General features: G+C 68.8%; 12 protein-coding genes. 7 read left to right on the plus strand and 5 right to left on the minus strand.

All coding sequences use genetic code 11. From position 1 onward, the window contains the following. Positions 1-26 precede the first annotated feature (26 nt). Together VHA82_RS15820 and VHA82_RS15825 are read right to left on the minus strand one after the other, a co-directional pair. Entirely contained in the window at positions 27-671 is a 645-nt protein-coding gene (locus VHA82_RS15820) for a dihydrofolate reductase family protein (protein WP_325545389.1), read from the minus strand. Between the two features lie 13 nt (positions 672-684). Then, positions 685-3,825, minus strand: a complete 3,141-nt coding sequence (locus VHA82_RS15825; protein ID WP_325545391.1) for a S8 family peptidase — start codon at positions 3,823-3,825, stop codon at positions 685-687. 153 nt (positions 3,826-3,978) lie between these two features. On the opposite strand from VHA82_RS15825, the gene VHA82_RS15830 reads away from it, so the two are divergent. Next, a complete protein-coding gene (locus tag VHA82_RS15830; RefSeq protein WP_325545393.1) occupies positions 3,979-5,031 on the plus strand; it encodes an adenosine deaminase in 1,053 nt (350 codons plus the stop codon). A gap of 5 nt (positions 5,032-5,036) precedes the next feature. Continuing rightward, positions 5,037-7,502: a penicillin acylase family protein gene (locus VHA82_RS15835; protein WP_325545395.1), complete on the plus strand. Its 2,466-nt coding sequence runs from the start codon at positions 5,037-5,039 to the stop codon at positions 7,500-7,502. 93 nt (positions 7,503-7,595) lie between these two features. Here the strand turns inward: VHA82_RS15835 and VHA82_RS15840 are convergent, their stop codons facing one another. After that, positions 7,596-8,558 carry a UDP-glucuronic acid decarboxylase family protein gene (locus tag VHA82_RS15840; protein WP_325545397.1) on the minus strand — a complete coding sequence of 321 codons (963 nt, stop codon included), beginning with the start codon at positions 8,556-8,558 and terminating at the stop codon, positions 7,596-7,598. A gap of 142 nt (positions 8,559-8,700) precedes the next feature. Here VHA82_RS15840 and VHA82_RS15845 point away from each other — a divergent pair, with 142 nt between their 5' ends. The 5 genes from VHA82_RS15845 to VHA82_RS15865 all read left to right on the plus strand — a co-directional run bounded on the left by VHA82_RS15845 (position 8,701) and on the right by VHA82_RS15865 (position 12,862). Beyond that, entirely contained in the window at positions 8,701-9,780 is a 1,080-nt protein-coding gene (locus VHA82_RS15845; RefSeq protein ID WP_325545399.1) for a BMP family ABC transporter substrate-binding protein, read from the plus strand. Positions 9,781-9,787: 7 nt separating this feature from the next. Further along, positions 9,788-11,089: a guanine deaminase gene (gene guaD / locus VHA82_RS15850; protein ID WP_325545401.1), complete on the plus strand. Its 1,302-nt coding sequence runs from the start codon at positions 9,788-9,790 to the stop codon at positions 11,087-11,089. A gap of 65 nt (positions 11,090-11,154) precedes the next feature. Beyond that, the gene (gene dcd / locus VHA82_RS15855) at positions 11,155-11,721 is read left to right on the plus strand and encodes a dCTP deaminase (RefSeq protein WP_325545403.1); all 567 of its coding nucleotides are present in this window, start codon (positions 11,155-11,157) and stop codon (positions 11,719-11,721) included. Between the two features lie 29 nt (positions 11,722-11,750). Beyond that, positions 11,751-12,302 (plus strand): hypothetical protein, encoded by a 552-nt coding sequence (locus VHA82_RS15860; RefSeq protein ID WP_325545405.1) that lies wholly within the window; start codon positions 11,751-11,753, stop codon positions 12,300-12,302. 281 nt (positions 12,303-12,583) lie between these two features. Beyond that, positions 12,584-12,862, plus strand: a complete 279-nt coding sequence (locus VHA82_RS15865; RefSeq protein ID WP_325545407.1) for a hypothetical protein — start codon at positions 12,584-12,586, stop codon at positions 12,860-12,862. Here VHA82_RS15865 and recJ read toward each other — a convergent pair. Both recJ and VHA82_RS15875 read right to left on the minus strand, forming a co-directional pair. Further along, positions 12,859-14,568, minus strand: a complete 1,710-nt coding sequence (recJ, locus tag VHA82_RS15870; RefSeq protein ID WP_325545409.1) for a single-stranded-DNA-specific exonuclease RecJ — start codon at positions 14,566-14,568, stop codon at positions 12,859-12,861. The genes VHA82_RS15865 and recJ overlap by 4 nt on opposite strands. After that, positions 14,565-15,569, minus strand: coding sequence for a phosphoglycerate mutase (locus VHA82_RS15875; protein WP_325545411.1), 1,005 nt, complete (start codon positions 15,567-15,569; stop codon positions 14,565-14,567). The genes recJ and VHA82_RS15875 overlap by 4 nt, the downstream gene beginning before the upstream one ends. Positions 15,570-15,590: the final 21 nt, after the last annotated feature.

Consider the following 15,590-nt stretch of genomic DNA (forward strand, 5'->3'; position numbering starts at 1 on the left):
GGGGTCAACGGAAAAAGTGCCTGGAATCAGACCTTCTTACGTATCGTGAGGTGCGTGGCCCGTTCGCCGGCGACGGCTTGCGTGCATTCATAGCCGAGCGCGCGCAGGTCGAGCCCGTGCCAGAGCGCCTCTCCTTCGCCCAGGAACACCGGCCGCATCGCGATGTGGAGATCGTCGATGAGGCGAGCCTCGAGATACTGCCGCACCGTGGACACGCCGCCGCCGATTCGCACGTCCTTGCCGGACGCCGCGGCTTTCGCCTGCTCGAGCGCCGAATGGATGCCGTCGGTGACGAAGCGGAATTCGGTGCCGCCTTGCATGACGAGCGGCGCGCGCGGATGGTGCGTGAGGACGAACACGGGCACGCGGTAGGGGGGCTCCTCCCCCCACCAGCCCCGCCAGCTCTCGTCGGGCCAGGGTCCGCGCACCGGGCCGAACATGTTGCGCCCGAGAATCCACGCGCCGATGTTGTCGAAGCCGCGCTCGGCCATCGTGTTGTCGATGCCGGTCTCGCCCTCGCCTTGCCCATGCATGCGCTGGAACACGCGCGTCGGGAAGAACCATTCGAAGATCGCGGGCCCGCCGACTCCGAGCGGATGGGCAAGGTCCTGCCGCGGGCCCGCGCCGAATCCGTCCAGCGAAACGCCGAACGAGAGAACCCGGACCCTCATGGTGCGGGCCTCGTCATTCGAGGAACACGATCGTGGGCGGCGGCATGCCGCTCGCGCCGCCGTAGACCACCGATCCCAGGTACCTCACGCCGGATTGCAGCGTGCAGCCGTGGCCCGCCGGGTTGACCTTCTTCGCGGTCCGCGGGCACGCCTGCAGCGTGACGCCGGCCGTCGTCTCGACCGTCGCCGTGGACGTGGCGGCGACTTTCAGGTTGCCCGCATCGGCCGAGCCGAGCAGCCAGCTGGAGAGCGTGAACTTCGCCGTCTTGCCGCGCGTGTCGTAGCCGATCACGCGCACCACGTAGGTTCCCGGCGTCGGATCGCGCAGGCTCACCCGTTCGGTCGCGGTGGCCGTGCCGCTCAGGCCGACCAGCGCGCCGTTCCTGTAGACCTCGAGGTCCAGGTCGGCATTCTTCACCGACACGTCGGCGTCGAAGAGCGCGAAGCGCGCATAGGTCGTCCCCGCGGGCACGGTGATCGGGATGTCGACGTGCTTGTCGGTTGCGACCGACCCCTTGGACGGCGCGGCCGCGACGAGTCCACGCGGCGTGACGGTGAACGAACCCGAGTAGCCGAACTTGACGCTGTAGGAGCCCGTCACCTCCACGGGCGCCTTCAGCGCGACGGGCCGGGCGACCATCGGCAGGCGCACGGTGTGCGTGCCGTCGCTCCAGGTGAGCTGGCCGCCCGCGTAGGCGTTGAGCGTGGCGCCGTTGCGCGTGAGGGTGACGGTGAACGATTTCGTCTGGCCGGCCGCGAGGTAGAGCGAGGGCGGCTGCACGTCCACCGTGAAGCCGCTCATGCCGTCCACGTGCGGCGTGTAAGTGCCCGAGGCGCCCACGTTCGTCACGTAGCGCGTGAGCGACTGGGAGCCCGCGATGCTGGCGGCAGCGAGCGACGCCACGTTCACGTCGACCGGCTGCACGATCGGGATGCCGTAGTAGTCGCAGTAGTCGGTGCCGAGGTCGGTCGCGCAGAGATAGCCCAGCCAGTCGAGGAAGCTGGAATCGAACACGAGCCCGGGGTCGAGCGCCTTCTTCGGCTGCACGTGGCCCGCGCCCTGGCCGAAGATGTACGTGGCGTCCGTGTTGGAGCCGCCCAGCACGTCGGACGCGGTGGTCATGAGCGCCGACTTGATCATCATGGGCGTCCACGAGGGCTTCGCCTGCTTGAAGAGCGCCGCGATGCCGGCGATGTGCGGGCTCGCCATCGAGGTGCCGCTGTAGATGTCGAAGCTGCGGCCCGAATTGCCGGGCGGCGCGACGGCGGCGAGCACGTCCACGCCGGGCGCCGTGATGTCGGGCTTCAGCAGGTTGCCGCCGGCCGCGAGCGTCGGCCCGCGCGAGGAGAAGTCGGCCTGGAAGGGCGCATCGACGTTGGTGAGCACGGTTGCGACCGGAATGGCGCCGGTCGGGCTGTCGGCCGTGTCCGCGTAATTCTTCACGGCCGTGTAGTCGGTCGCCTGCAGGTGCACCGTGGGCACCGAGTGGAAGTCGTTGTTGAGCGAATTGGTCGTGGGATTGATGAGGATCATGCCCACGCCGCCGGCTGCGAGCACCGCGGCGCTCTTGTTGACGCGCGCATTCGAGCCGCGGTCGCACACGACGATCTTGCCCGTGATCTTCGCCGGATCGAGCACCGGCCCGGTCGCGGTGGGCAGGCCGAGCGACGCATCGGCGTTGTCCGCGGCGGTGAAGCACAGGGCGACTTTCGTCGGGTTCGCCCCCGGCAGACCCGCGTTCTTCGCGTCGATGAGCGCCGTCGCGGGGACGTTGGTGAAGTTGAGCGAAGCGCCGGTGTACTGATTGCTGTTGCCAAGCGTCACGGTCGCCTGCGTCATGCGGTTGTGCGTGCCCGCGGCCACCGTCGTGAGCCAGGGGCTCGGGTGTTCGACCGTGCTGGGGGTGGGACCGTCGTTGCCGGCCGAGACCGCCACGAACACGCCGGCATCCGCGGCGTACATGAACGAGAGTTCCACCGGGTCGAGCGACGAGTCGTTGGAGCCGCCCACCGACATGTTGATCACGTCGACGCCGTCGGCCACGGCCTGGTCGATCGCCGCCATGGAGTCGCTTTCGAAGCAGGTGCCGCCGCTGCCGTCGTCCCAGCACGTCTTGTACATCGCGATGCGCGCGCGCGGGGCCATGCCGTTCACGCTGCCGAAGAGGGCCGCCGGACCCGTGATCGGAACGCTGCGGTTGCCCCCGGCGGTGCTCGACGTGTGCGTGCCGTGGCCGCCCCAGTCGCGCGGCGAGTTGTATTCGTGCGGCATCCTCGCGTCGATGCCCGCGTCGCCGCCCCAGGCCGCGTTGTAGTGGCGAGCGCCGATCAGCTTGCCGTTGCACATGCTCGGGCGGAACTCCTCGCCCTTTTCGCACAGGCCGTGCCAGCGCGCGAGCCGCGGGTAGGTGGAGCCGCTGCCGGGCGTATAGACGCCGTTGGCGTCCGCCTCGTCGCTGAAGCTCGGCGACTCGGGCCAGACGCCGCCGTCCACGAGGCCGATGATCACGCCGTCGCCCGTGGCGCCGGTCTGGTTCCAGAAGCCCGTATCGCCCGAGAGCCCGAGGAATGCGGGGGTCGAAGCGGTCGTCACGTGGCGGGCGCGGTCCTTGGTGACCGAGAGCACGCCCTTGGTCGCGCGAAGTTGCTGCGCCTGCTCGTCGGAGAGCTCCGCGCTGAAGCCGTTGAAGACGTGCGCATAGCTGTAGAGCTTGCGCCCGCCCACCGCGCGCACCAGCTTGTCGTGCCGCGACTGGAGATAGGACCGGTAGGCGCTCACCGCCGGATCGGCCGAATCGATCTTGTGGCCGCGGGCCGGTCGCGTCGCGGCCAGGCCGCGGATCGTGCCGCGGTAGCCTGCCACCGGCTCCTCGGCGAGCTGCACGATGTACACCTTGTTGGTGTAGCGGCTGTCCGCGCGCGAGGCCTTGCCGTCCGTTCGGACGCTCGAGACGCCATTGTCGATGTCGTGGGGCGCGGCTGCCGCGCGGGGCTGGGTCTGCGGGACGGCCGCAAGCGGCGCGGCGTCGCCGGCAGCCACGGGGTCCGAGCCGCCACCGCAGGCCGCGAGCAGGACGGCCGCGCACGACGACGCCAGGGTGAGACGGCAGAGTGGGCGCCAGAGGGCGCGCCAGGGATGATTCGAAGCGAACATGGTGCGGGGACTCCTCTTTCCAGTGTGCGTTCGGTGCGGGTCGCACCGCGCGTCCTTGCGCGCCGGTTGGGCGCGTGCCGGCCCATTCGGTCATAGCCGGACTGCACTCGTCAAGGGAGCAAACGCCACCTTGACGGGATATCCTCGGCATCCATGCAAGCACCGCACCCGGCCGAACGCTCCATCGAGCCCGCCCTCCTGCCCGCGCTCCTGAAGCGCATGCCCAAGGCCGAGCTCCACATCCACATCGAAGGCTCCCTGGAGCCCGAACTGATCTTCCGGCTCGCCGAGCGCAACGGCGTGACCCTCCCCTATTCGGGGGTGGAGTCGCTCAGGCGCGCCTACGCGTTCACGAACCTGCAGACCTTTCTGGACATCTACTACGCCGGCGCGAGCGTGCTGCTTCGCGAGGAGGACTTTCACGACATGGCGTGGGCGTACCTGCAGCGCGCGGCGGCGGACAACGTGGTGCATGCCGAGATCTTCTTCGACCCGCAGACGCACACCGCGCGCGGCGTGGCGATGGACGCCGTCATGAACGGCCTGCATCGCGCCTGCGAGGAAGCGCGCGCGCAGCTGGGCGTGGATGCCTCGCTCATCCTGTGCTTCCTGCGGCACCTGAGCGAGCAGGACGCTTTCGAGACGCTGGAGCAGGCGCTGCCGCATCGCGACCGGTTCATCGGCGTCGGCCTCGATTCGAGCGAGGTCGGCCATCCGCCGGAAAAATTCGCGCGCGTCTTCGCGCGCTGCGGCGAGCTCGGGCTGCACCGCGTCGCGCATGCGGGCGAGGAGGGGCCGCCGGAATACATCCGGTCCGCGCTCGACGTGCTGCACGTGGAGCGCATCGACCACGGCGTGCGGGCGAGCCGCGACGAGGCGCTCATGCGGCGCCTCGCGAAGGAACGCATTCCGCTCACGGTGTGCCCGCTTTCCAATCTGAAGCTGCGCGTGTTCCCGCGCCTGGAAGACCACAACCTGAAGCAACTGCTGGAAGGGGGCCTGTGCGTCACCGTCAATTCGGACGACCCCGCGTACTTCGGCGGCTACGTGAACGACAACTTCGAGCGCACCTTCGCCGCCACGGGCATGCGGGGGGACCACGCGTGGCGGCTCGCCCGAAACAGCTTCGAGGCGAGCTTCATCGACGAGTCCGCGCGCAAGCGCTACATTGACCGGCTCGAGGAGACATTCGCCGCCTTCGGCTGACCGACATGAGAACGATGAAGATCGCGCTGCGCGGGCTCGCCGCGCTGCTTGCCGCGCTCGGCCTGGCCGCCGCGGTCTACGTCTGGCGCGCGTTTCCCGCACTCGACGGCGAACTGAAGGCGCCCGGCCTCGCCGCTTCGGTGCAGGTGCGGCGCGATGCATCGGATGTCACGCACATCGAGGCGAAGAGCGTCGCCGACGCGTACTTCGCCCTCGGCTACGTGCACGCTCAGGAACGCGGCTGGCAGCTCGAATTCAATCGCCGGGTGATGCACGGCGAGCTGAGCGAAGTGTTCGGCCCCGCCACGCTCGAGACGGACCGCACGCTGCGCAAGCTCGGCGTGATGCGTGCCGCGCAGGCGCAGTACGAGCGCTTGCCGCTCGACGCGCAGGCGCTGCTGCAGGCTTACGCGCGCGGGATCGATGCCTTTCACGCCACGAGTTCGCAGGCACTTCCGCCCGAGTTCCACATCCTCGGCGTGAGGCCCGGCGCGTGGACACCGCAGGACAGCGTCGCCTGGGTGATCATGATGGGGCTCGATCTGAGCGGCAACTGGGGCACGGAATTCACGCGCCTTTCACTGCTGCAGCGGCTCGACACGGCGCAGCTGTGGGAGCTGATGCCGCCGTATCCCGGGGAAGCGCCCGCGACCGCGGTCGATCTTGCGAAGCTCTATCGCTCGCTCGGCGTGTATCGCGCGCATGGCGCCGACGGCAAGACGGCGCAGGCCGCGCCGCTGCCGGAAGCGGTCGCGGCGCTGCCGCAGCTCGATGCGTGGACGCGCGGGCTCGGCGACTTGCAAGGCGTCGGCTCCAACGACTGGGTGATCGCGGGTTCGCACACCGCCAGCGGCAAGCCCATCGTCGCGAACGATCCGCACCTCGGTCTGAGCGCGCCCGCGATCTGGTACTTCGCGCGGCTGAAGGCGCCCGCGGCCGACGGCCGGATGATGGACGTGATCGGCGCCACCTTTCCGGGGCTGCCTTCGGTGGTGCTGGGCCGCACCGCGGACGTGGCGTGGGGCTTCACGAACACCGGCCCGGACGTGCAGGACCTGTACCTCGAACAGATCAATCCGGACAACCCTCGCCAGTACCGCACCCCCACGGGCTGGGCCGATTTCGAGACGCGCGAAGAGATCATTCACGTGAAAGGGCACCCCGACGAGAAACTCGTGGTGCGCAGCACGCGCCACGGGCCCGTGATGAGCGACGCCAATGCGGCGTACGAAACGGTGGTCGACACGAAGAAGTTCGTTCTTGCGCTGCGCTGGACCGCGCTCGATGCCGACAACCAGACGGTGCTGGGCGGCCTGCGGGCGAACCTCGCGCGCAACGTCGACGAGCTGCTCGCGGGCTTCGCGCTCTATCACACGCCCACGCAGAACATGGTGGCCGCCGACACGCAGGGCCGCACCGTGTACCGGGCCATCGGCCGCATTCCGCTGCGCGCGGCCGGCAACGACATCCGCGGCATCGCGCCGGCGCCCGGATGGGAGGCGAAGTACGACTGGTCGGGCTGGGTGCCCGCGAGCGAAGTGCCGGGCGCGACGCATGCCGACATTGCCGCCAAGGGCTGGTATGCGACGGCCAATCAGCGCGTGGCCGCACCGGACTATCCTTACTTCATCGGGCAGGACTGGGTGACGCCGGAGCGGTTCGATCGCATCGAGGCCTTGCTCGCCGCGACGCCGAAGCACGATTTCGAGACGGTGCGCGCCATCCAGGCGGACACGCTGTCGCTCGCGACGATGCGGCTCTTGCCGGTGCTGCGGCAGACGGCGAGCAGTCACCCGCTCGCGGCGGCCGCGCAGGCCGAGCTGAAAACCTTCGACGGCAACATGCGCTCGGACAGCGCGGCGGCGGCGATCTTCGCGTACTGGGCGGATGAAATCACGCGCGGCCTCGTCATGCCGAAGATCGGCGAGGCGAGGTTCAATGCGATGTACGGCAAGCGGACCTTCCGCGCCGGCATCGAGCGGATGCTGCTCGATCCGAAAGTCGGCGCGTGGTGGTGCGGCCCCACCGGCTGCGCCGGACAGTCCTCGCGCGCGCTCGGCGCCGCGCTCGACCGGCTGTCGGCGCAGCAAGGCGGCGACGTTGCCGTGTGGCGCTGGGGCCGCTCGCATCCGGCGCTTTCGGCGCATCGGCCGTTCGACAACGTGGCAGCGCTCGCGCGCTTCTTCGACGTGAGCGTGCCTTCGGCCGGCGACCCGTGGACCGTGAACGTGGGCCAGTACTGGGCCGGCGAGGCGCGCCTGCCGTTCGCGACCCGTCATGGCCCGAGCCTGCGCGCGATCTACGACCTCGCGGACCCGGAGAAGTCGCGGTTCATCTACCAGACCGGGCAGAGCGGACTCGTGTTCAGTTCGCGGTACGACGACATGAGCGAGGAATGGGCGCAAGCGCGGTACCGGCCGCTGCGGATGAAGCCGCAGGCGTGGGTGCACGAGGCGACGCTGGTGCCTTGAGCGTGGCGCGCGATGGCCATCGTGTCTTCGACCAGGCAACCCGCCACCTCGCAGCCGATGGAACGCGGACGCTCGAGCTGCGAAGCTCGATGATCAACTCCCCTCGCGCAGCAGCTGGTCGAAGTAGTCGATGGTGCGCGCGAGGCCTTCGCGCAGTTGCACCCTGGGCTCCCACTGCAGCGTTTCGCGCGCGCGTGCGATGTCGGGCTGGCGCTGCATCGGGTCGTCCGAGGGCAGAGGGCGCTTCACGAGGGACGAGCGCGAGTTCGTGAGCTCGATCACGAGTTGCGCGAGCGAGGCGATCGTGAATTCGTTCGGGTTGCCGAGGTTGATCGGCCCCGGCACAGGGCCCTCCAGCCGCATGTAGCGCACGAAGCCGTCGATCAGGTCGTCCACGTAGCAGAAGCTGCGCGTCTGCTCGCCTTCGCCGTAGATCGTGATCGGCTCGCCGCGCAGCGCCTGCACGATGAAGTTGGACACGACGCGGCCGTCGTTGGGGTGCATGCGCGGACCGTACGTGTTGAAGATGCGCGCGACGCGGATGTCGAGCCCGTACTGGCGGTGGTAGTCGAAAAAGAGCGTCTCCGCGCAGCGCTTGCCTTCGTCGTAGCAGCTTCGCACGCCGATCGGGTTCACGCGGCCCCAGTAGCTTTCGGTCTGCGGATGCACGTCGGGGTCGCCGTAGACCTCGCTCGTGGACGCCTGGAAGATGCGCGCGCCCGTGCGCTTGGCAAGCCCCAGCATGTTGATCGCGCCGTGCACGCTCGTCTTCACCGTCTGCACGGGGTCGTGCTGGTAGTGCACGGGCGAGGCGGGGCAGGCGAGGTTGTAGATCTCGTCGACCTCCACGTACAGCGGAAAGGTCACGTCGTGGCGCATCAGCTCGAACCTCGGGTGGGCAAGCAGATGCTCGATGTTGCGCTTGCTGCCGGTGAAGAGGTTGTCGGCGCAGATGACATCGTGGCCTTCGCCGAGGAGACGGTCGCAGAGGTGGCTGCCGAGAAAGCCCGCGCCGCCGGTGACGAGAACCTGGCTGCGGCCGTTGTATTTGCGCATGGATCGAAGGGCCCTGGAGTCGAGATGTTGGATTGCGGGTTCCTTTATACGCAATCGGCGGGCCGGCGTGCGCGGGACCTTAGAATTCACGGTTTCGCCCATCCGCGCTCCGGCGGCCTCCGGAGCCATGTAGAGGAACACCATGTACAAAAACCTCGCTGCCGCGTTCGCGGCCGCCTGTCTGTTTTCGATTTCCCCCTCGTCGCTCGCCCAGGACAAGGAGCCCCTCAGGATCGGCTTCGTCTACGTCGCCCCCGTCACCGACGCCGGCTGGATTCATCAGCATGAGGAAGGACGCATCGCCGTGCAGGCCGCGCTCGGCCCCCGCGTGAAGACCGACTACGTGGAGAACGTGGCCGAAGGCGCCGATGCCGAACGCGTCATCCGCGACCTCGCGGCCACCGGGCACAAGCTCATCTTCACCCCCAGCTTCGGCTACATGGAGCCGACGATGAAGGTCGCGAAGGACTTTCCCGGCGTGAAGTTCGAATCCATCACCGGCTACAAGACCGCACCGAACGTGGCCGCGGCGAACGCGCGCTACTACGAAGGCCGCTATCTCGCGGGCATCGTCGCCGGCCGCATGACGAAGTCGAACGTCGCGGGCTACGTCGCGGGCTTTCCGATTCCCGAAGTCCTGCAGGGCATCAACGCCTTCACGCTCGGCATGCGCTCGGTGAACCCGAAGGCGCAGGTGAAGGTGATCTGGCTGAACGAATGGTTCGATCCGCCGAAGGAGCGCGACGCCGCGATGGCGCTCTTCGACACCGGCGCCGATGTGATCGCCTTCCACACCGGCTCCACCGCGGTGATGGCGGCGGCCGAGGAACGCGGGAAGATGGCCGTGGCCTATCACTCCGACATGCGCCGCGTGGCACCGGATGCGCAGATCGTCGCCGTCACGCACCATTGGGGCGACTACTACACGAAACGCGCGAAGGCCGTGCTCGACGGGACCTGGAAGAGCGGCAGCTTCTGGGGCGGCGTGAAGGACGGCATGGTCCGCGTGGAGGGCTTCGGCCCGAAGGTGCCCGCGGCCGTGCGCAACGAAGCGCTCGCGCGCCAGAAGGACATCGCGAGCGGGAAGCTGCACCCCTTCACCGGCCCCATCGTGGACAACGAAGGCCACGAGGTGCTCGCGCGCGGCCGGGTCATGACGGACTCGCAGATACTCGCTATGAACTTTCTCGTATCGGGCGTCGTGGGCAATGTCCCAAAATGACGGGGCCATGCGAGGTTACAGAGCTCACCTGCTGCGCTTCGGCGAAGGCCGAAGCGCGATCTACGAAGAAGACGGACTCCTGATCGTCGGCCCCGGCGCCGGCGGGCGCCCGGTCGTGCGCGCCGCGGGCGCGTATTCCACGCTCGCGCCGCGCTTCGAGGGCGTGGCCATCGAGCATCTGCCGGGCCGCATCCTCGCGCCGGGCTTCATCGACCTGCACGTCCACTTCCCGCAGACCGACGTGATCGGCTCGCCGGCGGAGGGGCTGCTGCCCTGGCTCGAGAACTACACGTTTCCGCACGAAGCGCGCTTTGCCGATCACTCGTACGCCGCAGCCGTCGCGAAGGTCTTCCTCGACGAGCTGCTGCGTCATGGCGTGACGACGGCGCTTGCATTCGCCACGTCGCATCCGCATTCGGTCGATGCGCTGATGGAGGAAGCGCGTACGCGCGGCATGCGCCTCATCGCGGGCAAGGTGCTGCAGGACCGTCATTCGCCCGAGGGCGTGCGCGACGACACCGAGCAGTCGCTCGTGGACACGGAGGCGCTCATTCGGCGCTGGCATGGGCGGGACCGGCTCGGCTATGCGATCACCCCGCGCTTCGCGCCGACTTGCAGCGAGGCGCAACTGCGCGGCGCGGGCGAACTCGCGGCGCAGTACCGCGACGTCTGGATCCAGTCGCACGTCGCGGAAAACCGCGACGAGGTGCGCTGGGTGCGCGAGCTCTTTCCACGGTCGCGCAGCTACCTGTCGGTGTATGGCGACTTCGGCTTGCTGCGCGAGCGCGCCGTGTACGCGCACTGCATCCACCTGGACGACGAGGACCGCGCTTTGATGCGCGACACCGGCGCGGCCGCGGCCGTGAGCCCCACCAGCAACCTCTTTCTCGGCAGCGGCTTCTTCGACTACGACGCCGCGGATCGCGCGGGCTTTCGCTACGGACTCGCGAGCGACGTGGGCGGCGGCACGAGCTTCAGTCCGTTCGCGACGATGATGGCGGCGTACTACGTCGGGCGCGAAGGCCAGACGAAGCGCGGCGTGAGTCTTTCGCCGCAGCACCTGTGGTGGCAGCACACGCAAGGCGCGGCCGAGGCGCTGGGGCTGGACGGCGCGATCGGCAACCTGCAGCCCGGCTGCGAAGCGGACTTCGTCGTGATCGATCCGAAGGCGACGCCGCTGCTGGCGCGCCGGACATCGCAGGCGAAGGATCTGGCGGAACTGCTCTTTTCGCTGATCGTGCTCGCGGACGACCGTGCGATCGAGCGGGTGGTGATCGATGGGGCGGATGCTGCTTCTTCTTCGGCCTGAGGCGTCGACGTTCGAGGGCGTGAACGGCCGGAGGTCCTAGAATCTCGCGAAGGAGAGAAAGCGAGATGACCATCAAGAGCGACAGGTGGATCCGGCGGATGGCCGAGGAGAGGGGTCTCATCGAGCCGTTCGAGCCCAATCAGGTTCGCCAGGCCGACGGCCACCGGGTGATCAGCTACGGGACCTCCAGCTACGGCTACGACATCCGCTGCGCGCCCGAGTTCAAGGTCTTCACCAACATCCACAGCACGGTGGTCGATCCGAAGAATTTCGACGAGAAGAGCTTCGTCGATTTCCACGACGATGTCTGCATCATTCCGCCCAACAGTTTCGCGCTGGCGCGGACTCTGGAATACTTCCGCATCCCGCGCAACGTGCTGACCATCTGCCTCGGAAAATCAACGTATGCGCGTTGCGGTGTCATCGTGAATGTAACGCCCTTCGAACCCGAGTGGGAGGGCTACGTCACCCTCGAATTCTCCAACACCACCCCGCTGCCCGCCAAGATCTACGCGGGCGAAGGCTGCGCGCAAGTGCTCTTCTTCGAGAGTGACGAGGAATGCGAAACCAGCTATAAGGATCGGGGCGGGAAGTACCAGGGACAGACCGGCGTCACCCTGCCGAAGGCATGACACCAGGCCATGAGAAGGAGCCGACACGAATGAGCCAGCAGCAATTCACTCGCATCGCAGCGTTCACGGCGGCCACGGCCGCCATCGTTCTCGCCGGGTGCGCCGCCCAGCCGATCGGCCTGGGCGCCGTCGCGCGGCCGGGCACCGTGGCGGCGCTCAATCCGCGCCTGAAGGCCGCCGTCACGCTGCGCGAAGTGACGGGCCCGGCAACGCCGGAGACATCCACCTGGTCGATGTTCCGCGGCGGCCCGGGCAACGCCGACGCATTCCGCCGTGCGCTGCTCGACAGCCTGGCAATGAACGGCTACTACACGAGCAACCCGGCGGCGGCACGCCTTGCCGTGTCGGCCAACATCGAGGAGCTCACCCAGCCCGCAGGCGGCGTGAGCATGCAGGTGCGAACGAACGTCACGTACACGGTCACGGGCCCGGGCGGGGCGCGCTCCTTCCCCATCGAAGCCTCTGGCACCGCCTACCCGAGCGACAGCCTCGACGCCGCGGAGCGCCTGCGCATCGCCAACGAACGCGCGTTCGCCGAGAACATCCGAAAGTTTCTGGCGCAGCTGTCGGCGTTGAGCTGAGGCGCGGCAAGTTCGCGCAAGTCGATCTGACTTCCTCGTCGATCAGAAGCTCCATCCGACAGCAGACGCCCGTCGTCGTCCTCTCCATTCGCCATTAGCGCGAATCCGGCTACCGCGCCGACTGAATCGCCACGCGAGCCGCCGCCGGATCCCACCCCGCCCAGCCGCAGCTCCAGGCTCGGCAGTGGCGATCCTGTCCTACAGCGGCTCGCGCGAAAGCTTGCTGCGACGGCTCGCGTGCGGCGATCACAATGATTTGCATGAAGCAAGGAGCGCACGCCATGTTGTCCGACCTGCTCGATCCCGCCGCCCACAACCCCCGCAGGACAATGTTCTGGTGGGTATTCGGCGCGGTGATCCTCGCGCAGCTCGCGGCCATCTGGTTGCTGTGCAGCCGGCAGGTGAGCCTCGCGCAGGCGCGCGACAGCGACCACCAGGTGCTGCAGGTCGCGCTCTCCGATTGCCTGCAGTCCACCCCCGGCGCGTCGATCGCCACCTGCGCGAGCCGGCTCATGCCCGCGGTGGCCGGGGCGCCTACTCTCCCTCCCCCCGCGAATTAGAGCTCCGCGCCTTCCAGGAGGAACCGCACGCGACGCGTTCCCTGCCACTCGTCCGCCTCCAGCCGGAACGCGATCTTCACGCGCGCGGGCAGGGGCTGCGTGTGGCCGAACCAGATGCCGTCCACCGGCTGCCCCTGGTGCTTCAGGCGCAGCGCGAGGTGCTTCTCGCCCACGAGACGCTGCGAGATCACCTCGACTTCCTCGCTGAACACCGGCGGCGCGAAGCCCTGGCCCCAGACGGCTTCCTGCAGCGTATCGACGAGGTCGGGGCGGCGGTACTCGGGCGCGAGCGGCCCGTCGGTGGGAAGACTCCTGAGCAGCGCTTCGGCATCGAGCCATTCCTGAGCCACCTGCGCGAGGGCCTGCTCGAAGACGTCGAAATGCTCCTCGCCGATCGAGCAGCCCGCGGCCATCGCGTGGCCGCCGAATCTGAGCAGCACGCCGGGGTGCCGCTTGGCGACGAGGTCCAGCGCGTCGCGCAGATGAAAGCCGGGAATCGAGCGCCCCGAGCCTTTCAGCTCGTGACCCTTGCCCGGCGCCGCGCTCGCCGCGAAGACGAAGGTCGGGCGATGCAGCTTGTCCTTGATGCGCGCAGCGACGATGCCGACCACGCCTTCGTGGAAATCGGGGTCGAAGACGCAGATCGCGCTCGGCGGCTCCGCGCCTTCCTCGAACATCGCTTCGGCTTCGGCGAGCGCCTGCTCGCGCATGCCGCCTTCGATCTCGCGCCGCTCGCGGTTGATCGTATCGAGCGTGCGCGCGAGTTCCTCGCCGCGCGCCGCGTCGTCGGTGAGGAGGCATTCGATGCCGAGCGTCATGTCGGCGAGGCGGCCCGCGGCGTTGATGCGCGGCCCGAGCGCGAAGGCGAGGTCGAACGTGCTCGCCGAGGCTTCCTCGCGCCCGGCGACACCGAAGAGACTCGCGAGCCCGCAGGGCAACGCGCCCGAGCGGATGCGCTTCATGCCCTGCGCCACGAGCCGCCGATTGTTCGCGTCGAGCTTCACGACGTCGGCGACGGTGCCGAGCGCCACGAGCGGCAGCAGCGAATCGAGCTTGGGCTGCGTGTCGCCGGTGAAGGTGCCGCGCGCGCGCAATTCCGCCCGCAGCGCGAGCAGCACGTAGAACATCACGCCGACGCCGGCCATCGATTTGCTCTCGAAGCCGCAGCCCGGCTGGTTCGGATTGACGATCACCGCCGCGTCGGGTAACCGCGCGCCCGGGAGGTGATGGTCGGTCACGAGCACTTTCAGGCCGAGGGCATTCGCCGCCGCGACGCCTTCGACGCTCGCGATGCCGTTGTCGACCGTGATGAGGATGTCCGCGCCTTGCGCCTTCACGCGCTCGGCGATCGCCGGCGTGAGGCCGTAGCCGTCCACCACGCGGTCGGGCACGAGGTAGCACACGTTTGCCGCACCGAGCAGTCGCAGGCCTCGCATCGCCACCGCGCACGCGGTCGCGCCGTCGCAGTCGTAGTCGGCGACGATGCACAGCTTCCGGTTCGCCGCGAGCGCATCGGCAAGCAGCACGGCGGCTTCCTGCGCGCCTTTGAGCGATGCGGGCGGCAGCAGCCGGGCGAGCCCGTCGTCGAGTTCGTCCTTCCCGAGGACGCCGCGCGCGGCATAGAGCCGCGCGAGGAGGGGATGCACGCCCGCCTGCTCGAGCGCCCAGGCGGCGCGCGGCGGCACGTCGCGGGTGAGGATCTTCATAGCGGCTCCAGCAGATCGGGTGCGCGTTCGCGGCGGACGAGGGACGCGAGCCGCCGCGCCCAGCCGGCGCCTTCAGAGGTCCAAGTTCGCGCGCGGCGTTCGCCGCAAAGCGTGATGGCGATGGGCCCGGCCTGGTCCACGAGGGAAGCAAGGCGTGGGACTTCGACAGTGTCCAGCTCGCGCCAGGCGGCGGACCACGCGGTCCAGTCCTCGTGCAAAGCGGGGGCGCGCAAGGCATTCGCGAGCTGTACGCGCACGGCGTGCGGCGCAAACGCGCCCGCGTTCCGCCGAGAGCGGTCGCCGAGCGAAGCGCGGGACACGCCGCCTCCTGCATCGATCGCTCCGGCCCCGCTCACCCAGAACGAATTCACCGGGGCCAGGCCGCGCTGCGTGCGCTCTTCGTTCAGCGGGTGCGTGTACAGGAGCATCTGCATTTCCTGCTGGAGTCTACGCAAGACCCGGGCTTCGTCCGCGCGCGGCATCCAGGTGTCGATCGCGCGGCCCGAGACGCGGTCCAGCGACGCCGTCGGGATCGCGCGAAACGGCTCGCCGCGCGCGAGCCAGCGCGCGGGTGCATCGAATTCGAGCACGATGCCGTCTTGCTCGAAGTAAGGCTGCATGGCCGCCAGCATCTGCCGCGACTCCTCGGCCGAGAGCCCCAGGTCTTCGGGAACGTCCATGGTCACATGATCCACGTGCACGTCCCAATGGCAGGGCGTGAGCCAGGCCCATGCGTCGCTGCCCGGCTCGCGGCCCGACCGCGCGAGCTGCCATGCGGCCCAGGGAATGCGGCCATCCAGCGGATCGACGCCGTGCGCGCGCGCCAGCACGCGTTCGTGCGGCATCGAGAAGGTGTGCTCGTCACCCGAGTCGATCCCGGCGGGCGCCATGCGCGCCAGGAGCTTTTCCAGGTGGGGGAGGCAAAGCGTCTTCGCCGCGGCCTGCGCGGCTTGCGTGAGCCCGGCGGCAAAAGGCACGAGCCAATGGACTCCGTCTGACATGGCGCCTATTGTCGGGGATGC

The sequence above is a fragment of the Ramlibacter sp. genome (assembly GCF_035548915.1).
Lineage (GTDB): Bacteria > Pseudomonadota > Gammaproteobacteria > Burkholderiales > Burkholderiaceae_C > Ramlibacter.